Below are 20,605 nucleotides of genomic sequence, written 5' to 3' on the forward strand. Positions count from 1 at the left end.
ACCCGGCATGCGGGTCCGCACCGGGCGGTTCGGGAAGTTGAGGTCAGGAGAGACGGGGTAGGCCTAGTCGGTCGAACCATGCAATGGGCAGCACGCCGTTGAGCAGCTTGCCGCTGTTGCGCCACCAGCGACGGCTGTTCCCCGCCACCTGTCGCGCCACGTCATGAGCCGCGCCGAGTGCGCACAACTCACGATACATGGTTGTGCCGCGCTTCCAGTGCTTCAACTGGATCGCGCGCAGGCGATGGCGCACCCATTTGTCCAGTTCCCGCATCACGCCCGGCGTCTGCGCCAGACGTAAGTAGCCTTTCCAGCCCAACAGGTAGGGGCGCAGCTTCTCCACCACCTGCTTCAGACTACGTCCGCCCCGACGCGTCAGTTCCCGCACGCGCTGCCTGAACGTGGCCAATGGTTTGACTGCCACCTTGCGCTTGATCGCGCCACCCGCAGCTACCCACAGGCTGTAGCCCAGGAACTTGCGACCAAACACGCTCGCCACCGCGCTTTTGGCTTCGTTGATCTTCAGGCGTAACCGCTCGTACTGCCGTCGCAACAGTCTCATCACCCGTTCGCCCGCACGGCGTGAGCGAACGTACACGTTCGCATCGTCGGCGTAGCGCACGAAGCAATGACCCCGTCGCTCCAGTTCCTTGTCCACCTCATCGAGCAGCACGTTTGCCAGCAACGGTGAGAGCGGACCGCCCTGGGGCGCCCCCTCATGCCGCCCCTGAACCACGCCATCGTTCATCACGCCCGCATTCAGGTACGCCCGGATCAGCCGGATGACGCCCGGATCTCCGATACGCTTCTGCAGCCGGTCGATGAGAATGTCGTGATTGACCCGGTCAAAGAACTTTTCCAGGTCGACGTCCACCACGATCCGCCGCCCCGACTGCACGTACGACTGCGCGGCTAGAACCGCATCGTGCGCACGCCGCCCGGGCCGGAAGCCGTAGCTGTGCTCGCTGAGGATGGGGTCCAGTACCGGTTGCAGCACCTGCAGCACCGCCTGCTGGATCAGTCGATCCGTCACCGTCGGGATGCCCAGCTCGCGCTCGCCACCGTCCGGTTTCGGGATCGTCACCCGTCGCACCGGCATCGGCCGGTACGTCCCCCGCAGCAGTTGCTCCCGTATTGCCGGCCAGGCTGTCACCAGATGTCGCGCAGTCTGGTCAATGTCCAGCCCGTCGACACCCGGCGCACCCTTGTTGGCCCGCACCCGTCTAAGCGCCTGCCGCAGGTTCTCTCTCGTCAGCGCTGCTTCCAGCAGCGCCGATCCTGTGTCTCTCGTCTCATGCCGCGAGCCACAGGCTTCGTCGCTCCCGGCTTCACGCGCAGCTTCACCGCGCGCTGCCACCGCTCGCCCCGCTCGCGCGGGCATCTGACGCCTGGCCTGTTGCGTCGGCATGTCGTTAAACACTCCTTCCCGTTCGGTCCTTCGCCACCAGCTTCAGCCTCGCCGGCCTGTCCTGTGACTACGATGACCTCTGCTGAGACCTCGCTCCGGTTCGACACCGTCGCCCTTTCAGGCATGAGGCGAGGCGTCCCCAGGTAAGAACGCACTCCTTCATCGCACAACCGCCGCATCTACGCCGCTTCGCCTTGATCACGAGAGCTTTGCGGTTTCATGCCCGCTCGCCCTGCTCGGCAGCGCCTTCTATGCAGTTCTTGTTCATCGGCTCGCGATTTACGCTCCACGCTTCCTCCCCACACTCGGTCGCCCTCATGCAGTTGCGCTTCACTTCATTCGCCGTGATCAGCTTATGGCGGGACTTGCACCCGCAGGAGTGCGCCCATGCTGGGCGCACATGAAAAAACCGCTTCCGTCGCGTCGACGGAAGCGGCCTGCGGTGGTGAACCTATTGCTGAACCTGCCGCTGAACCTGCCGCTGAACCTGCCGCTGAACCGGTCGCTCAGCGCTTGATCCATGTCGGCGCGATCTGCACGCCGAGACCCGCGCCATAGCCGAGATAGATGTTCAGGCCCGCGACCGCTTCGAGATAGCGGGCGTTGTGCAGGCCGCCCGCATCGATGCTCGCGAAGCCCATCGATTCAGCCATCTTTGCGACTTTCTGCTTCGCGTCGTTGTCGTTGCCGGCGACAAAAACCGATGCCGCTTGCGACGGGAACGCCGCACCGCCCTCGAGCACCTGCGCAAACAGCGTGTTGAACGCCTTGACGACGGTAGCGCGGCTGAGCTTGGAGATTTCTTCCCCGGCGGACGTGGTGTGGCCGATAGTCAGGCCCATATAGTCGTCGGTGAGCGGATTGGTCACATCGACGAGCACTTTGCCTTCGAGCGAACCGAGTTCGGCCAGCGCGGCGCCGGCATTGCCGTATGGCACCGCAAGCACGACGATTTCCGCATCTTTTGCAGCCGCGGACAACGACGCGCTCTTCGCGCCGAATTGCGTGGCAACCTTCTGCACGCTTTCAAGCTTGCGGCCTGTCACTTCCACTTCATGGCCCGCCGCCGCCAGTTGCTTGACCATCGCCGCGCCTACGTTGCCGTATCCCACTACGGTAATTTTCATTGCTGTTCTCCAGTTGAGTTGGCTACAGCGAATTTACGGCAAGCGTACGTGGCGATAAATGCCGGAACGGTTGACAGTATGTCGACGCAGAGGGAACGGAATCAGGCAAGCCTGAATCGTTGCAACGGACATCGCTACCGTTTCGGGTGAGCACGGCGCGGCCTAATCGACAGTCCAGCAGCGGGCCAGGAATCCCGCGGCTCTGTCCAGCGCATGCCGGCCGCTTGCGAGGTCGTGGGTTGCTCGCTGAAACACGTCATGCAGTTCCTTGTAGATCTCGAACTAGACCGTCCCTCCCCGTTGCACTGCAGCGACTGCATCGGCGCGCGTCGTCAAGCAACAGTTTGTTTGTGCGATGGAGCCCCGGTAAGCAACGGCCGCATTGGCGAGCAAAGAACGCCTGGGAACGGGATCCTGTGTGTTTGTGTGTTTCCGGTGAGATACGACGGACCGGTCAACGCGAGATCGGTCAAAGGGAAGAAGCGACTGCCGTACAGGTCGTTCAACGAACCACGTTTCGATCGCCGAGCGTGGCAAGGGCGAGGCCGCCGCGGGTGGATGATATTGTTTCGGGCTACACGCCGGAACCAGGCATGGCGGAACATAACTATTCCATCGTTGAAGCTTTCGGAGATTGGGGAAGATGGATCGGCTCGACGCACTCAAGGTCTTTATTCGCATCGTCGAACGGGGAACTTTCGCTGCCGCGGCGCCCGAAATCGGCATCGGGCAGCCGGCCGTCAGCAAGCAGATTGCTTCTCTGGAACGCAATTTTGGTGCGCAACTGGTCCGACGCACGTCGCGCAGGATCGACGACAGCATTGCAACGGCGGTACGCGCCAGCACGACGGGCACCTGAAGCGATGCGAAACCGATCGCGCGAACATGATTGAGATGAGTCGGCGACGAGGCGCTGGCGTTCGAATTGCGTCACGCAGGCTACTGAACGGCTACTCAGAAGTCACTTCCAAAGTGGACGAACGTACACTAATATAGCGCCATGGGGCGGCCGAATAAAGACCACATCTATCTGGAGCAAATCCGCGAGTATTTCGGGATGTACCGGTCGTTGCCGTCTTACGCGGAGCTTGGGAGGATGCTGGGGTTCAAGACGAAGAACGCGGCGTTCAAGGCGGCCGAACGGCTCACCGCCGCCGGGTTTCTGGAAGCGGGGCCAGGCGGACGATTGGTTCCAGGCCCCGGATTTTTCCAGGTCCCCTGGGTAAGCGATCGACTCCCCGCTGGTCCTGCCGAAACCGGCGGTGTTTCAGATGCGTTGGAGTTTCAGGACATTCAGGAGTTGCTGATAGAGCGGCCAGCAGAGACGCTCCTTGTTACAATCCGCGGCGACTCGATGATCGATGCAGGCATCCTCGACGGCGACATCGCAATAGTGCGTAAAGGCAGCAACGCGACAGCTGGTGATTTTGTGGTTGCGCTGGTCGACGGGGGCTTTACGTTAAAGGAACTGGGCTATCGCCGGGGGCAGCCCGTTCTCGTGCCTCATAACAAACACTACAAGACCATCGTTCCTCAAAGTGAACTGAGCCTGCTGGGCATAGTGACAGGCATCATCCGTCGCTACCAGATGAAAGCCAGCGGCATTCGAGCGAGTTCGAAAAGGAAAGGACCATGACAACCGTCAGCAGCATCGAGTGGACAGAGCAGACCTGGAACCCTACCGTTGGATGCACCAAAATATCTCCGGGATGCAAGCATTGCTATGCGGAAGGCATGGCTCGTCGTCTGAAGGCAATGGGCACGCCGGGCTATGAGAATGGTTTTTCGCTCACACTGCTACCAACGCGGCTTGAAGATCCACTCAAGAGGAAGCGGCCGACAACCTACTTCGTGAATTCGATGTCGGATCTGTTTCATGACAGGGTGCCTGATGCCTATATTGAACAGGTGTTTGATGTTATAGCGCGCACCCCGCATCACACTTACCAGATTCTCACGAAGCGCGCTCCGCGGATGGCCCGCTACTTCAGGAAGCGCGTCGTGCCGGCCAATGCATGGCTTGGTGTATCAGTCGAAGACCGCAAGTACGGCGTTCCGCGGATCGACCATCTCCGCACGATCGATGCGACGATCAGGTTTCTGTCCGTCGAACCCCTTCTGCAGGACGTCGGCGAACTTGACCTTTCCGATATTCACTGGGTCATCGTCGGTGGCGAGTCGGGCCCAAAAGCTCGGCCCATGAAAACCGAATGGGCATTGTCAATCCAGAGGCAATGCGAAGAGCAGAAGGTGGCGTTTTTCTTCAAGCAATGGGGCGGCTGGGGGGCGGATGGCAAGAAACGGGCGAAGGCGGCCAATGGCAGACTACTCGATGGACGCACCTGGGATGAAATGCCCACGGCAGTCTCGGAGCGTCTGGCGTAAGAGCTCCGTTGTTTTTAAGGCCAGTCGCCAACTTTCCTGCTTGATTTTACTGAGGTAATTGAGGCAAATTGTCTGCCTGATAAAAAGATACGCCGCGATACGAGGCCGGTCGCGGACGACCTCACATGATTTCGAACCACTACGACTGGGTTCCCGGGGGACCGCCGCCGTTAATCAAGCGGCATAGCGAAGTCAAACATTCGCTGTTGCGGTCTTATCTGGTCGACTATTTCCTGACGCTCGTTTCCTCGCCGGCACAGGATCGGATCAAGTTGACAATCGTCGACGGATTCTGCGGGGGCGGGTGTTACATCAACGGTGCCGGGCAACGCGTGCCTGGCTCACCTCTTGTGATCCTGAACGCTATGCGCGAGGCACAAGCCAAGGTGATGGATCTTCAGCAACGTCGCAAGGAGATTCACTTTGACGTTGAACTGGTCTGCATCGATGAGTCAGCCAACGCGATCGCTTATCTGAGGGAGGAACTCGAAGCGCAGGGCTATGGTCATGCTCTTCACTCCGGCTCGGTGCAATTGCATTGTGGAACCTTCGCCAAACTGGCACCCCAAATTGTCCAGAGGGCGACCGAGCGCTCGCCAAGAAGCGGGGCGCGCCATTTTCGTACTAGACCAGTACGGATATAAGGCCGTGCCACGGAGTGCCCTGGCGCTGATTTTCCGCACGCTGCCGAGCGCCGAAGTCATCCTGACGTTCAACGTCGACGCGCTGATCAACTACCTGTCGCCCGGGACGCTCAGTGCCTTCGAGCGCAGGACCGGCTTTACAGGCGCCGTCACCGCTGCCGACCTCGACCGCGGTACGCGAGGTCCAGGATGGCGTCATCACATCCAGTCCAGTCTTTATTCAACGATCACCGGCAGTTCTGGCGCGGATTTCTTTACGCCGTTCTTCATCCGGCCCGAGCGGGGACACGGCGATTTCTGGCTGTTGCATCTATCCAAGCACTGGAAAGCCCGCGATGTCATGGCGCAGGCTCACTGGCAGCACCACAATCACTTCGGGCACTACGGGCCACCCGGGCTCGACATGTTGCGCACTGGCTATGCCGCCGTCATTAATCGTGAGAGCAGCCCGCAAGCAACGTTCCAGTTCGATGATGTCGCGCGGGCCGCGAGTACCGACGCCATGCTTGAACAGATCCCCAGAAAGTTGGCGGCGCAGCCCGATGGCATTCCTTTCGGGGAGTTTTTCCTTTCACACATTAACTCAACGCCCGCGACCATGAGAATGGTCGAAGCATCGGTGCTCGAACTGGTGCGCGCAAAAGAGATACAGGTGGTCGACGACGTCGGCGCTATTCGCAGCGTGCGAACGAGCCTGAAGCCCAATCACATCATCCGGTTGCCATCGCAGAAGTCGTTCACCTTTGCTTGATCAGGATCACGAGGCGCCCCGGCGCAAACAGCATCTGCAAGGCAGAAGAAGCATCATGGAAAACTCGCTTATTCCGACTTCCTATCTGGGCAGGGAGCAGGCGCTCGTCAAACATCATCTTCTCCGGGAATACCTCGAAAAGCTGATGCTTATCATGGGCATGGGCTCTCGCCAGCAGGAGGTGATGGAACTATGCTACGTCGACTGCTTTGCCGGACCTTGGGGCGACGATAGTGAGGCAATGGAATCGACCTCGATCGCAATCTCGCTGCGCACGCTTGACACTTGTCGAAAGAAGCTGGAACAGCTCAACGTGCCAGTGCGCATGCGGGCGCTCTATATCGAAGAGAACCCTCGGGCCTACGCCCGATTAGAAGCGTATCTGGCAAAAAGTACGCCGGTCGGAATCGAGTCCGCGTGCCTGCAAGGTGATTTCGTGGCGCTGAGAACGCAGATTCTCACATGGCTCGGGTCGCGCGCATTCGGATTTTTTTTCATTGATCCCAAGGGCTGGAGCGAAGTTAGCGTGCCGATCCTGCGTCCTATGCTTGAGCGCCCGCGCTCGGAGTTCCTGATCAATCTCATGTACGACTTCGTGAACCGCACGATGTCGATGGCTGACTGGAAGGACGAGATGGCGGCACTTATTGGCGAACAGCTTGACCTGGCGGGACTGGCCCCTACAGAGCGGGAACAGCGCATCGTCCGCGCTTACCGCCAGAATCTGAAAGCGTGTGTTCCGTGTTCCAATCGTGCCTATCCGCCGCGCGCGGCCCATGTACGCGTCATGGACCCGGAGAAAGACCGTACCAAGTATCAGCTCGTCTATCTGACGTCGCATGCGAAGGGAATCATCGAGTTCAAGCGCATCTCGGAACAGGTCGACAAGGTCCAGCATCAGGTGCGCGCGGAGAAACGCGAAGTGCGGAAACGGAAGCTGTCAGGGACGGGAGATCTCTTTGGCGCCGAGGGATATTTTGACCCGTCTGCGGGCCATGCCGGCGCGCTGGACGTTGTCAGATTCTGGAGAACGTACCTGAACGCGGGGCCCCGGACGATCAATATGTCAGGTTTCGCGGATATCCTCGAGGAGACGGACTGGTTCGAGTCCGATCTTCAGGCGTCGCTTGCGCGTCTGATCAGGGATGGCCAGGTCGCAAACCTTTCGGCAGACGTGAAACGGAGAACAAAGCGCCCGCTTCACTTTGAAGAGAAGGGCGGCGAGACCTTGAAATGGATTGAATGACGAAGATGTATCCCATGGCCAGACCGTCGCGCCATCGCATGGCCGAGGGGCAAGGCGCGCGGGAGGACGGGGCGTCGTTCAGCATAACCAGCCTAACCTTTATAACCAGCATATCGTTGGCTACACTGGGCGATCTTGTGACTCCCCAACGCGGGCGTCGCCGTGGGCACCGCCCCGTCAAGGAGGTCAGCATGTCGTCGATCGAATACGTCGAGGTCGCCCGGAAGGCGGGCCGCCCGGTCGTCGTCATGGGACATGTGAACGTGCAGGAAGTGGTGACCCCGGAACCGTGTCGCACTGCGCGATTGCGCGTCTTCGCGCAGCGTGTGCCTGGTCAGCCCTCGCTCACTTTTTCGACGGCAATGCTCATCCTGGCGCTGGTGAACTGGGTTGCCAGATCTGACTCGGCGTTGCGGAGCCAGCTGGTGCAAGGACGGGCCCGGACGGGAAAGACCCGCGGCGTACACCCGCTTTTCTTCAAGACCGACATGAGCCATCTGGATCACCTCGAGCCCATGAATGTGGATACATGGCACGAGTTCGAATCGCATTGGAAAGCAGATATCGTGCGTTCATTGTGGATCTTGATCGAGGGCCCTCAGTGCGACGTCCTGAAGCTGCTGGATGCGATTCGTGACGGGAACACGGCCGCCCCTGATGACACAGGGCGAGCGCATACACCGCGGCTCGCCAGAGACGAGGCTCATCAGGAGGCCATTGCGCTTCGCAACGAACTTCTTGCGAAGAACTGGCCAGATGGCAAACGCGTGGCGGAAATCGTCGGTGCCGCCTCGCGGAGCAACCCTCATCAATATGCGGCCCGCCTGCGCGCGAACGCAGCGCTACTTGGCGTTTGGGTAGCTGCGGAGCGGACCTACCGGCACCCGGACTTTCAGTTCGACGACAACGGCGTGTTACACCCGGCGCTTGCAGATCTGTTGAAGGCTTTGCCGCGAAATGAGGAGGACCGCAATGGCTGGCGACGTGCCTTCTGGCTCTATTCACCGCATCCGTTGCTCTTGGGCGAAGCTCCGGCTGAAGTGTTTGGGCACGATCCGCAGCGGGTGGTAGAAGTGGCGAGAGAGGAGTTCAGCGGAGATCCGCATGCCCACTGGTAAACACAATCTGTTGCATCGGACCGGATTCAGCGCCGTCGGAGCGGGAAAGCGCTTCGGGCTCGCCTGCGTTGCGGCAAGGAAACCGACTGCGATGCGTGCGCAACCTGCCTATTAACCTCCGTATATCGGGGCTGTCGCTGAAATGGGGGAATTGTGGAGTTTCCAAACAAAGATTGGTCAGGTGAGAGCGATGCAACAATGAATCGAAGCTCCAATGAGATGCCTCCCGAAAATTACCCGTCTGCTCAAGAAGCCATTCGCGCAATTGAGCGTATTTCTGTCCTGAGAAAGGGTTTTAACATTTACGGAGACGGCCCACCGCTAAATGATCGCGCGGCTGCGTTAGCGATCGTGGAGGGGGCAGAGACATTGCCGATAGACGGGCCTTTCCTTGCGTATCTGGACGCCTTGACAGAATACGTGGATGACGACGACGCTTGTGAAAGCATACGCGCGATGTTGCGGTTGCGGGCGGACGAGAACTGGGACACATTCGTCGAGTCATTGCGCGAAAAGTCGCTCAGATTATTCGCTGAGCATGGGTATTCTGCGGATGACAAGTTTCGGGAATTCATGTTCCGCTGGGACCGACTTCGCAGCGATGCTACCTTGCTTGACCGGTTGGTTGAAGCGATGAGGGGATCTGCTCTCTCGCCTGCTACGGCGATCGCGCGTTTGCGCCTGCTGGAAGGGGACTGTACCGCTGCGCAGAGGGTGCGGGCGGCGGCAATGGCTCAGAAGTCAAGTTCCTCGAAGCGCGGACCGTTTGATTGGCGTGGTGAATACTCCGCGCTGATTGATGGGTGGGCCACAAACACCGTCTGGGGGCAGCTTGAGTATCTGTTGTGGAATGACACAGCCGGCGAAAAGATCGCAACAAGGTTGCCTGTTTCCTTCTCAAAGCGCGTGACGGGTACCGCAGCCTTGCTGAAGGAGTTTGGCATCCTTGCAGACGATTCGGAGTACACGCTCGAAGAGCTGTCACCAGAGACCCGGGCCTCTTGGCGGCGAGAGTTGAAGTCGGTTATCGGAGATGACACCGAGCTTCGTAATGCGGCGGCTGAAGCGTTGCTCTGGTACGGCGAGAAATGGCGCGACCGTGCGGTATTGTTCGCTGTCCTGGAACTCTACGAGGCGGAAGGAGAAGAGCCGCTTCGACGATATCTGGAACATCCGGATCTACTTGTGCGTCGGCGCGCGCGAGCCATAATCGACATGATGCGGGTGGAACCAGATGCGATGGAGCTCCAGACAGCTCGACAGAACGAGAGACTGCGTGCGTCAATCTCGGCGGAGCCGGTCGAATCGCCCAAAACATGGATTGGCGACGTGCGGACTGAGCGGCTCATCAGGATGACACTGGATGAAGCGGCGTCGGGGGCAGCGTCGGCGATCGGCAAGTCGCTTGACAGCGGCGAAGAAACTCACGTAATGCTTCTGTTCGAGAGGTTGCGTTCCGCGTTTTCCGCTATCTCCGGACGCCTGGCATTGCTTGCAACGGAGGCCGGGGCCAACGAGCACCTGAGTTTGCGTCTTGATTACCGAATTGTGGGCAAGCGTGAGGAAGGTGGTCCCGGAATCCGTACGAAAACCTTCTCAACCGACATCTGCCTGCTTATTGACGCCCGAGAAAACGGGGTTCGCTTCGCACGCAGGGCATCCCTCATACAGGCGAAAAGACTGTACCGAGGTCGCGGCCATGCCGCCGACTACTACCCGCTGAAGACCGTCCAGCTTGAGGACCTCGCGGATCAGACATTGGCGAGCTTCCTGTTACTTCTCGGCCCGACCTGCGAAGGAGTCACGATACCGGTGATTCCCGCGCGCCTGATACTCGACCTGGTGGAGCGCGGCGATTCGGCCAGCCAGATTGCACCCGCTAAAGCGGCCGGTCTTGGCAAGGGCATCGGCAGTTGGCTCGTGGATGACGTGATTGGCCTATGGACCGGAGACTACGACGCAGAAATTGTCGAGCGAGCGGAGGGTGGGGCGGAGCGGCAGCCGTTTGTTCTCGTTGAGTTAGTTGTCGATCGTGTTCGGCTGGGGCGTGATGGTTAGCCGAACGTCCGCCTGGTTCGTCTCAACGTAATCTGACATAACGATTACGATGCTTGAAGATGTTCGCGAACCTTTTCCACGTTCTGCGCGCCAGTTGCGACTCGGCCCGTGCTGCGAACCGAAAGGGTAAAGAACGGGCGCTGAAGTGCCGTCAAGATGGGCGAGTTGCCTATCTGACTGGTGCGGCATCAAGCTGCGTCGTTGCGCAGCAGTCGATGTGCGTTCTTTACGACGAACTGTTAGCGACTGGAAGATAAACCGCCAATTTGAGTCCCTGGTCGTCATTGGCCTGGAAAGTCGCATATTCGAAACAGGTAGGACCATCGATCGGATGATGAAGTCGCTTGGTTCCCGATGAGGCCGATCGAACAGCGTGGGCTTTCCACCAGTGCCCAAATTCATCGCACCCTTTCTGCACGCGTTCAAGCAATTCAACGAAGGCGCGGTCGTATGCCCAAAGGTCGTATGTCGGCCGGAACAAAGCAACGATCCGCTGCGCTTCATTTTGCCAGCGTTCTCCGAATACGCGCCGCGCTCGGTGGTCGGTGAGCATGTAGACCAGCAGGTTCCTATCCTCCGAAAGCATCTCGCCAAACGCGAAGAGTCGAGCCGCTGCATCGTTCCACGCCAGGATGTCCCAACGACGACCTGTGATGTATGCGGGATGCGGCAGGCTTTCGACAAAATTTTTTACGGTGGAAGGCAACTTCTCGCGAAAGAACGGAGGCTGACTTTTCGCATCCGCGAGACGGCGTAGGTGAGCATGCTCAACTGCGTTCAGTCTGAGCGCCCTTGCGAGGGCATCGATCGTGGCGGGCGACGGCCCGACCGTGCGACCCTGTTCGAGCTTGATATACCACTCGGTGCTGATTCCCGCCGCTTCGGCGACTTCCTCACGACGCAGCCCGGGGGTGCGGCGGCGCCGTCCTGCCGTTCCACTCACACCCGCGTCCAGCCTCTCACGCCGTGCCCGCAGAAAATTGCCAAGCGCGATGTTAGTCGCAGTCACTGCCTTGCTCCAAGGTAGCCTAGTCTCATACTAGTATACTGCCGGCTCTGGAGACGATTGTCGAGGCTGCGTATTCTGCTCTGACGCAACCAAGGGAGGCGATATGAAGGCAGTGATACTTAAGGAATTTGGAAGCCCGCTCCAGATAAGCGAAGTCAATGACCCGGTCCTTGGAACGGGCGAAGTCATCGTCGACGTCGCGGCCGCGCCTGTCCTGTCCTACACAGACGAGGTTTTCAGTGGCCAGCGACGCTACTCACTCAAGCTGCCCACCATTCCCGGTTGCGGCGCGATCGGCCGTGTGCGAGCGGTCGGCCCCGATGCCACCAGGCTCGCAATCGGCGATTGGGTGTTCTGTGATCCTACCGTTCGTTCGCGAGATGATGCCCGGACGCCCGACATCACCTTGCAAGGATGGAGTGCTCGCGGCGAAGGAGGCCTTAAATTGCAGAGCTATTTCGGCAATGGCCCTTTCGCTAGCCAGATGCGGGTTCCGACTGAGAACGCCATTCCGATCGGTGATATTGAGGAGCGGGATGCCGGCCGATGGTGCGCGCTGGCGACGCTTTTGATCGCCTATGGCGGACTGCGTCGCATGGAACTGCAAGCTGGCGAGACGCTGCTCGTAAGCGGCGCAACCGGCAACTTTGGCAGCGCTGCCGTCGCCATCGCCTTGGCGATGGGCGCGGGGCGTGTCCTTGCCGCCGGCCGCAATGGCGAAGTCCTCTCTGACCTCGTACGCCGTTTCGGAAAGCGCCTATGCCCAGTCCATCTCACTGGCAACGCGGAGACGGACGCCGCGACTATGCACCAGGCTAGTCCGCAACGGATCGACGCTGTACTCGACTTTCTGCCACCTTCGGCGCCCGCCTCGGTAGCTCGTAGGGCGCTCATGGCGGTACGCCCCTATGGCCGTGCGGTACTGATGGGCGGCGTCGGGATGCTCGGGGGTGAGGAACTCGCATTACCCTATCCCTGGATCATGCGAAACCTCATCACCGTCTCCGGCCAATGGATGTATTCGCGCGAGGTCATCCCTGACTGCATCGCACTTGTGCGCAGCGGTCTTCTACAACTCGAACAGTTCGCATCGGCCGAATTTGCGATCGAGGACATCGATCGCGCGATCGAGCACGCCTCGGTGAACGCCGGCGCCTTCAGTCTCACGGTCGTACGTCTGTGACCTCATCAGGAGCACTCATGGCTTCCTCAAAGCTGAACATCGTGAAGGGCGGCCCGACTGAGGGCAGCATGGTCGTCCTTATACATGCGGTAGGACTCGACCTCACCTATTGGGATCGTCAAATTGAAGCGCTGACGGCGCACCATCACATCGTTGCGCTGGACCTCCCAGGCCATGGGCGCTCCGCTCGTATACGACACAACGGCAGCATCGTTGATCTTGCGCGCGATGTGGCGATGGTGATTGACGAACTTGGTTCCCGACCAGTGCACGTCGTCGGCCACTCCTTTGGCGGGATGGTTGCGCAAGAGCTAGCCATTTCCTATCCGGACCACGTTCGAAGCCTGACGCTGGCAGCGACGGCTGCCAGCTTTTCGGAGGAAGCCAGGGAGTACATGCGCAGTCACGGTTCCGCGGTAAGCGCTCAAGGTATGAGCGCGGCGATCCCGTCGCTGCCGCTCTCGCTCGCAGAGCGTACCGCTAATCGACGACCAGATCTTCTCGAACGGCTCACCAGAACGATCCTCGCCATGGAGCCGGAAGTCTACGCAGCTGCCTGGCGAGAAATTGCCAGTTTCGATGCATCAGAACGCCTCAGCAGCATCCGATGTCCCACCTTGCTCCTCGTTGGCGACGAAGACCGCAATACACCACCGGATGCGAGCACTCTCCTTGCGCGGGATATCGCTGGAGCCGCGATGGTAGTGATTGATGGCGCCTCGCACATGCTGCCGATGGAGGCATCCGAGCGCTTCAACGACGAACTCACGAGCTTTCTTCAATTTCTTGACACCAGAACCACGGCCGATTCCGCTCCCTAACCCCTGCGTTAATAGGCGAACTCCAGATATTGCCAGGTTCCAAGCTTCGTGGAGCTTGGTCAGGGAGCGGCGCCGTGCGGGAAGACGACGGGCGGTAGTCGGGAGGTAGACGCAGCGAATTGGACCCGACGGCCCGATCCGCGGCACATCGCGAGCGGTGACATTGCCGGGCGATGGGAGGGAAATAATTGGCAAGCGAGACGCTGACTGCGATCAACAAACGGGCATCCCTTCGGTCTGCCCGGCATGAGCAGATTGCGCGTCGTTCGGCATCAACAGTACCTACCGCCAAGAGTCGCGCGCCGGGCGACCGCGTGGCTGCACCTAGTGGAGAAGAGTAGCGGGGAAGGGGACGTGCCGGAAACGCGGCGCTGATGGCCAGGTTTGCGCGGCACCGGTTCTTTCATGGGTTGGCGCCGATGCTGCGGGGCAACGAGACGGCGCTGCGGTAACGAGCGTCGATAGTGACGGGCGCGGACATCTCACGCCGGCGGTGCTCTACTTGATGATGACGGAAGTGTTTCGACGCGGCGCTGATCAGCTGGAGGCGGGCGACATGGTCGGAGCTGAAACGCTCCAACGTGCATCGAAACGTTGGCTGCGCCGCAGTACCGCTTCACATCAGGGCAATGCAGACACCGACCTCAGCTTCATCCAGAAAAAAACATGCGCATCGCATAGGTCCAGACAACGGCGTTTATCTTCCTCTGAAGACGACCTGCGCCATCTTATATCGCCCCACATCGGCGAGTCGCCTCTAGACCGCCAGCGGGGCGTCTCAGCCATTCAGTCAAACTGACCGCTTTCTTGCCGATTTTGCACAACGCAAACGTTTTCCTCCAGCCTTCGCCCAACAGGCCCTGCGTTGCCACACAATATCTGGTATTCAGAGAAATTTATATTCTACATTTAGTAGTTTTTTATAATATCATTGAGCGTCAGGTTTAGGTAAAAGTTGCCGTCCTTCGCTGACGGTGCACATCACCTTTGAAGGACAGAGACTCATATGTTTGCAGAGCTCGATGGACCGTCGTTCATATTCTGGCCGGTCGGCTGTGGTGACGCCACCACCGTCGTAATCAGCGATACCGAAGTCGTGCAGATCGATCTCAATGATTGCGCACTGGCCGACGAAATCGACAACGGCAGGATTCCTGTCGTCGACGAGCTGATCGCCAAGCTGCCCAAGCGCAATGGCAAACCCTATCTGTCCTGCTTTGTTCTCACGCATCCGGATGAAGATCATTGCCGCGGATTTGCGAACCTGCTGAAGCACGTCACGATCGGGGAGTTGTGGCACACACCGCGGATCTTCCGCGAATACCATAAGGATTTGTGTGCGGACGCGCAGGCTTTCAGGAAAGAAGCCGGGCGGCGGCGCGAAGAGACCATCGCGGCGCAGGGCGATCCTGGTCCGGGCAACCGCGTTCGGGTGTTCGGCTACGACGATCTGCTGAAGGAACAGAAATATCAAGGTTTGCCGAGAGCTTTTCTCACGATACCGGGCAATCCTGTCACCCTGCTGGACGGTATCAACGTCGCAAGCCGCTTCAACGCATTTATTCATGCGCCGTTCAAGGACGACTCGGCCGAGGAGCGAAACGAAACGAGCCTTGCGCTACAGATTCTGATTGGCAACGCCACGCGATCGATGGCTGGCTTGTTTTTCGGCGATCTCGCGCATCCGACGCTGCGCCGCGTGTTCGATGAGACCCGGAAGCACAATAACGCTAGTCGGCTGTCGTGGGATGTGCTGCTTGCGCCGCATCATTGCTCCAGGAAAGTGATGTTCGATAACGACGAAGCGGTGCAACAGGATATCCTGGACGACCTGAAGTCAGGCAAGCGCAACGGCGCGTATATTGTGGCGTCTTCGCCAACCATACCCGGCAGGAACATGCCGGGCGATAACCCGCCCCATGCGAAGGCAAAGAATCGCTACCTGGAAATCGTCGATGCGCCGGGTAACTTTCTGTGCACCGATGAGTACAGCACGCCGAAGAAGCTCCGACCAATCATCTTCACCGTCACCGATGCGGGCATCCGGCTGGTGGACGGCGACTTCACGCTGTCAGAGCAGGCGAAGGACGATCTTGCCAAGGCCGTTGCTGCTGTTCGTGGAACGAATGCACCACCCGCCGCGAAGGTCGGGTTTGGCAAGCAATGAGGTCTGAAGGACAACGCTGGGCACTCGAGCAGCTGGTGCAGATCGCTGAGCAGTCCAATGACGCGCTTGAGATCGTCAACGTCACGGAGCCGGGTTCGACCGGCGCCGACCTGAGGATCTCGGTTTCCGTCGCATGCAGCGCCTATACCAAGGCGGAAGGGGGGATTCCATTCCGGCCGCGAGAACGGTTGCTGATCTTTGTGCCGGTGACATTCCCTCTCGATATTCCGGCACTCTGGTTCGCGCATTCCGATTACGGCGGCTTCCCGCATGTCCAGTGGGGACGTACGATCTGCCTTTACCAGTCGCCTGAAACTGAATGGCAGCCGGCCGATGGAATGCTCGGCTTCGTCCAGCGTATGCACGAATGGTTACGCGCAGCAGCCCTAAACCAGCTTGACCCCGTGGGTCTGCCACTCCATCCGCCCGTCGCCTATCATGACGGTCGGGCGCTGGTCGTGGTGCCGACTGTCAACACTCCGGTTGCGGCTGCACCTTTCTGGGCCGGATATGCCTGCATTGTCCGCGAGAACGATTTTTGTGTTGAACTCGGCGAGTGGCTGGACTACAGATCGCCAACGTCCCAAGGGAGCATGGCACCCGCCATCCTTCTGCCGTCGGACATGCCGTTTGAGTATCCCGAAACCTTCGCGGCCCTGAGGACCGTACTTCAGGCGAGGGGGATTCCGCTCGACGTCATCCGGCTGCTGCTGACAATCGGCGCATTGCACAATCCGGAAAACAAGCCGCTGGTATTCGTCCTAGGTGCGGCCATGCGGGGCATTGTCGGCGAAGAGCGGCGTCAGCATCTTGCGGCCTGGCGCATCAAGGCAGACGATGCCATCGAGTTGCGTAAGGCCGTGCTCGCCAGAACCAACGACGATCCAGTTGACGAGCGCCTGTTCGATGGCTGGGCCGAGAACGCATCCATTGACTGGTGTTCGGTACTCGAAGACCGCCCGGAGATCGTGGTGCCAAGGGATGCTGGCACGCCAGCGGCATACTGGCGCGGCCGCCACGTCGCCATACTGGGGTGCGGCGCACTCGGCAGTACGATCGCGACATTTCTCGCGCGAGCCGGTGTGGGAAAGCTCACGCTGTACGACAAATCCGTCGTTAAGCCAGGCGTGCTCGCGCGGCAGATCTTTAATCGACACCAGGTGGGCGTCAACAAGGCGTACGCAACACGCGCAAACGTCCGCCTCATCAACCCGGCGATCGTTACTGATCCGCAGCGGACAAATATCATTCATGTCCTTGGGAATCCCGAAAGCGCGCAGACACTGTTCGAGGCGGATGTCGTCATCAATGCAACCGCATCGATCCGCGTTGCAACTGCGCTGGAACTGTGCCTGCGAGACCGGCCGGGTAGTCATCCGCCGATCATCTCAATGGCCGTAGGCCATCGGGCGCAAACAGGCCTTATGACCTTGGCCCGGAGCAACGGACCAGGCGTCGCACTCGACCTCGACAGACGTATGAAGCTGGAGTTTGCAAATGCCCAGGGTGCGCGCACGTTGCTCGACGAATTCTGGCCGACAGACGCCCGTACTTCGCGCCTGTTTCAGCCAGAACCAGGTTGCTCTGATCCTACCTTTGTTGGTTCTGCAGCGGATATCGCGATCCTGACCGGCCGCATGCTGAACGTGGCAGCCGACTGGCTTGCCGGCGGTACGGAGGAACACGCCCTTGGGTTCGGCATGCAGATATCGCAAGCCCCGCGCATCCGTGCCGACGAACCGCATGAAGCAGAGTATTCGTGGCCATCCGATGATGTGCTTGTCGATCCACGTCATGGTTATCAGATCCGGCTTGCCCCTGCGGCTAAATCGGCGATGCTCGGATGGATGCGCAAGTCGGAAAGGATGTGGGGCCCAACGCCGGAGACAGGCGGAATCCTGTTCGGGGAGCTCGACCGGTTTCTGAAGATTGTGTGGATCACTGCCGTAAGTGGCCCGCCACCCGATAGTCAGGCAAGTCCAGCCGGGTTTATCTGCGGCACCCGCGGCGTAGCCGAGATGAATGCGGAACAGACCTCGAGATCGAGAGGCTCGGTGGCGTTCATTGGCATGTGGCATACGCATCCAGGCTCGCAACCCGATCCAAGCCATACAGACCGGAGCGCGATGGTGCGGCTGTTCGAAGGTACCGATTTTCAGGCTCATCAGTTTCTGATGCTGATTGTCGGCGGGTCAGCCAAAGCGCCGTTGATAGCAGGCAACGTATTCGACCGCGATGACTGACACAGCCCGCGAGTCCCCCAGGACATTTCTGACGCTTGCGCTGTCGGGAGGTGGATCCCGCGCGATGGCCTTTCATCTCGGATGCCTGCGTGCGCTCCACGACCGCGGGCTGCTGGAGAAGGTCAGAGTGGTTTCCACTGTCTCAGGCGGAAGCGTGATCGGCGCCTGCCTGGCATACTGGGGCGCGGAGTTCGCTGACTTTGACCGGCGGATGGTTGACATCCTGCGCAGGGGTTTCAACGGGTCGATTGCAAGGTCGGTTTTCTTCAGCCGCGAGACACCCAGGATTTTCGCGACCATTCTGCTTACAGCGATACCCGCCCTCATGCTTGGCGCAACGGGTGCAGTGCTTTCCCTCATACGTGCCGTCACGCGATTACCTACGAGACCACTCGAGACCAGTCTTGCCCGGCTATCCGGTCTGCTACCGATCTGGGGCAGCCTGACGACCGCATTCGAACACGCACTGGCACGCACGATCTTCGGTGACACCGTGATCGCTGACGTCAGGTGGAAGGGCGTGGAGGTCATTATCAACGCCTGCGATCTGCGCACAGGCACGGCATTTCGCTTCGGTTCGCAAGCGTCAGGAGGCTGGCGATATGGCCGCCTTGCAAACAACGAAATTCCCGTTGCCCGTGCTGTCGCAGCGTCGGCGGCGTTTCCATTGCTGCTACCGCCGTTGATCCAGAAATTCGCGTTTGTCCGCGGTAACCGGCAGTCGGTGCAAAAGGTGGTGCTCACTGACGGCGGCGTGTTCGAAAACCTCGGCGTGACCGTTCTCGAACCGGGCAGAAACGCAGGCATCAGTGTGAACAGCTTCAAGGCGACGCATATCATCAGTTTGAATGCGGGAGCAGGGCAGGTGGGTGGTGAAGCCAGTCCATTCTGGTGGGTCAGTCGCGTCAAACTGTCTTTCGAGACGGTCCATCGCAAGGTACAGGATGCGACCTATAACCGCCTGCATCAATATGCACGCCATGGACTGTTGAAAGGCTTCGGTATGGTGTACCTGGGGCAGATGGACGAACAGTTGCCTTACGCGCCGCCGGACCTCGTGCCGCGTGAGAAGGTCAAGGACTATCCGACCAATTTCGCTGCGATGGCGAAGGAAGATCTTGACGCACTGTCGTTACGCGGCGAGCAGCTTACCCACGTTATCCTAGACCGATATCTGCCCACTCTCTGAATATCGCGGGAACATCGTTTAGGAGCGTTGAAGGTGTTTCCATCAGCAATTTGGCTCAGCCAGGCATAGCCAGATTGACGCGAGCCGGGGTGCGTACGGTTTCTCACCGAGGCGGGACACCGGGCCAATGGACGGAGTGGGCAGTCGATCAGGGAATTGTGAACATGAAGGGTTTTTTCTGGGGTGCTGTGGCGCTACCAACAGCAAAACATCCAGGTCAGGAGATCGTATGCGCGATGAGCTAATGACGGAAGCTCTATGCTGGCAAGTGGAATCGAAGGTGAGTGCGGACTACGCGTACAAGGCAAAGGCAGCGTTTGATCTTTCCTGCTATTGCCCAAACGAAGCTTGTCTCGTCAAGGTGCATCCCAAGAAGCTGAAAAACACGTACTTTTACGCTCCTGAACGGCACGTCGCTGGCTGCCCCAACGAGGCGCGCTCTACCGAGCCGTCAATAAACCCCGGAGAGCCTCGCCCGAGACCTGCGGATGAACCTCGCAAACCTGTTCCAAACCTTCTCGGTGCAGGACCAACCCTGCGAAAGAAGACCCGAGAACCAACGAAGGCGGAACTGCTGCAACTGGCAGTGACGGTGCGTACGCTCCCAGCGTACTATCCCGGAACGCTGGAAGAGGTCATAGATGCGTGGTCACAATTCACGCCCGGAGAACGTGCGTTACAGCCATTGACTATCGGGAACCAGCAACTGACATATGAGACCGCGTTTACGTTTCTTGGCAGTGCTTCCGATGACATCGATTCGCTGAATCCGCGCGAGCGGATCATTTTCGGCGCGTCAACCGTCAGGGAGGCGGACTATAGCTTTCTTATAGAAAGCAGAAAGCGATTCCTCCACGAAGCGAAGAAAGTTCCCCTGCTGCTGGTGTCAAGCAAAAAGAAAATACTGCCCGACTACCTCCCGACACTGGCAGGCAAGAAGGCAACATTATTCTGGCATGGCGCCATTCCCAGATTGACCGATAAGAAGAACGCATTTCGCTTCGACCTTGATGCCAGTTCACCTTACGCCGGGATCGTGCTTAGATCCGGAGAACAGGCACCTTGGGTAAGTGCTGGGCCAGCGAGCGCACCGGCGCAACCATAGGCTCGCACGAAGTGGTTGACTTCGAACCGGATTGTTTCCATGTCGATCTGCCTGTGTTACCGGACGTGCAGGCCTGTCCTGGGCATCTGGAAATCCACGCCCACCACCGAGTCGCTTGCTTCCGGTATTGACGTGACCGCAGGGGCCGTAG

The 20,605-nt window shown here is 59.3% G+C and carries 17 protein-coding genes; 14 read left to right on the plus strand and 3 right to left on the minus strand.

The annotated features are described in order from the left end of the window. Positions 1–43: 43 nt before the first annotated feature. Both ltrA and SB753_RS29825 read right to left on the minus strand, forming a co-directional pair. Entirely contained in the window at positions 44–1,408 is a 1,365-nt protein-coding gene (ltrA, locus tag SB753_RS29820) for a group II intron reverse transcriptase/maturase (RefSeq protein WP_410803400.1), read from the minus strand. A gap of 506 nt (positions 1,409–1,914) precedes the next feature. Next, positions 1,915–2,535, minus strand: coding sequence for an NADPH-dependent F420 reductase (locus SB753_RS29825; RefSeq protein WP_410803402.1), 621 nt, complete (start codon positions 2,533–2,535; stop codon positions 1,915–1,917). Between the two features lie 643 nt (positions 2,536–3,178). Between SB753_RS29825 and SB753_RS29830 the strand changes: the two genes are divergently transcribed. The 8 genes from SB753_RS29830 (at position 3,179) to SB753_RS29865 (ending at position 10,737) form a co-directional block, all read left to right on the plus strand. Further along, a complete protein-coding gene (locus SB753_RS29830) occupies positions 3,179–3,394 on the plus strand; it encodes a LysR family transcriptional regulator (protein ID WP_410803404.1) in 216 nt (71 codons plus the stop codon). Positions 3,395–3,535: 141 nt separating this feature from the next. Further along, positions 3,536–4,171: a LexA family protein gene (locus tag SB753_RS29835; protein ID WP_410803406.1), complete on the plus strand. Its 636-nt coding sequence runs from the start codon at positions 3,536–3,538 to the stop codon at positions 4,169–4,171. Beyond that, complete coding sequence (locus tag SB753_RS29840) at positions 4,168–4,920, plus strand: DUF5131 family protein (RefSeq protein WP_410803408.1); 753 nt, start codon at positions 4,168–4,170, stop codon at positions 4,918–4,920. Before SB753_RS29835 ends, SB753_RS29840 begins: the two co-directional genes overlap by 4 nt. 125 nt (positions 4,921–5,045) lie before the next feature. Beyond that, positions 5,046–5,564 carry a three-Cys-motif partner protein TcmP gene (tcmP, locus tag SB753_RS29845; RefSeq protein ID WP_410803410.1) on the plus strand — a complete coding sequence of 173 codons (519 nt, stop codon included), beginning with the start codon at positions 5,046–5,048 and terminating at the stop codon, positions 5,562–5,564. Then, positions 5,491–6,315 carry a three-Cys-motif partner protein TcmP gene (tcmP, locus tag SB753_RS29850; protein ID WP_410803412.1) on the plus strand — a complete coding sequence of 275 codons (825 nt, stop codon included), beginning with the start codon at positions 5,491–5,493 and terminating at the stop codon, positions 6,313–6,315. The genes tcmP (SB753_RS29845) and tcmP (SB753_RS29850) overlap by 74 nt, the downstream gene beginning before the upstream one ends. 55 nt (positions 6,316–6,370) lie before the next feature. After that, entirely contained in the window at positions 6,371–7,561 is a 1,191-nt protein-coding gene (gene tcmP / locus SB753_RS29855) for a three-Cys-motif partner protein TcmP (RefSeq protein WP_410803414.1), read from the plus strand. A gap of 191 nt (positions 7,562–7,752) precedes the next feature. Continuing rightward, positions 7,753–8,679, plus strand: coding sequence for a hypothetical protein (locus SB753_RS29860; protein ID WP_410803416.1), 927 nt, complete (start codon positions 7,753–7,755; stop codon positions 8,677–8,679). 198 nt (positions 8,680–8,877) lie between these two features. Beyond that, positions 8,878–10,737 (plus strand): hypothetical protein, encoded by a 1,860-nt coding sequence (locus SB753_RS29865; RefSeq protein ID WP_410803418.1) that lies wholly within the window; start codon positions 8,878–8,880, stop codon positions 10,735–10,737. Positions 10,738–10,963: 226 nt separating this feature from the next. On the opposite strand, the gene SB753_RS29870 is transcribed toward SB753_RS29865, so the two are convergent. Then, a complete protein-coding gene (locus tag SB753_RS29870; RefSeq protein WP_410803420.1) occupies positions 10,964–11,746 on the minus strand; it encodes a helix-turn-helix transcriptional regulator in 783 nt (260 codons plus the stop codon). A gap of 103 nt (positions 11,747–11,849) precedes the next feature. Between SB753_RS29870 and SB753_RS29875 the strand changes: the two genes are divergently transcribed. The 6 genes from SB753_RS29875 (at position 11,850) to SB753_RS29900 (ending at position 20,454) form a co-directional block, all read left to right on the plus strand. Then, positions 11,850–12,929, plus strand: coding sequence for an alcohol dehydrogenase catalytic domain-containing protein (locus SB753_RS29875; RefSeq protein WP_410803422.1), 1,080 nt, complete (start codon positions 11,850–11,852; stop codon positions 12,927–12,929). A 17-nt stretch (positions 12,930–12,946) separates the two neighbouring features. Further along, the gene (locus SB753_RS29880) at positions 12,947–13,750 is read left to right on the plus strand and encodes an alpha/beta fold hydrolase (protein ID WP_410803424.1); all 804 of its coding nucleotides are present in this window, start codon (positions 12,947–12,949) and stop codon (positions 13,748–13,750) included. A 1,006-nt stretch (positions 13,751–14,756) separates the two neighbouring features. After that, positions 14,757–15,917, plus strand: coding sequence for a hypothetical protein (locus SB753_RS29885; protein WP_410803426.1), 1,161 nt, complete (start codon positions 14,757–14,759; stop codon positions 15,915–15,917). A 35-nt stretch (positions 15,918–15,952) separates the two neighbouring features. Next, a complete protein-coding gene (locus SB753_RS29890) occupies positions 15,953–18,160 on the plus strand; it encodes a ThiF family adenylyltransferase (RefSeq protein ID WP_410803428.1) in 2,208 nt (735 codons plus the stop codon). After that, on the plus strand, positions 18,153–19,349 hold the full coding sequence (locus SB753_RS29895) for a patatin-like phospholipase family protein (protein ID WP_410803429.1): 1,197 nt from the start codon (positions 18,153–18,155) through the stop codon (positions 19,347–19,349). The genes SB753_RS29890 and SB753_RS29895 overlap by 8 nt, the downstream gene beginning before the upstream one ends. Positions 19,350–19,578: 229 nt before the next feature. Continuing rightward, positions 19,579–20,454, plus strand: coding sequence for a hypothetical protein (locus SB753_RS29900; protein WP_410803431.1), 876 nt, complete (start codon positions 19,579–19,581; stop codon positions 20,452–20,454). Positions 20,455–20,605 lie beyond the last annotated feature (151 nt).

Source organism: Paraburkholderia sp. SIMBA_053 (assembly GCF_046534895.1).
Taxonomy (GTDB): domain Bacteria; phylum Pseudomonadota; class Gammaproteobacteria; order Burkholderiales; family Burkholderiaceae; genus Paraburkholderia; species Paraburkholderia caledonica.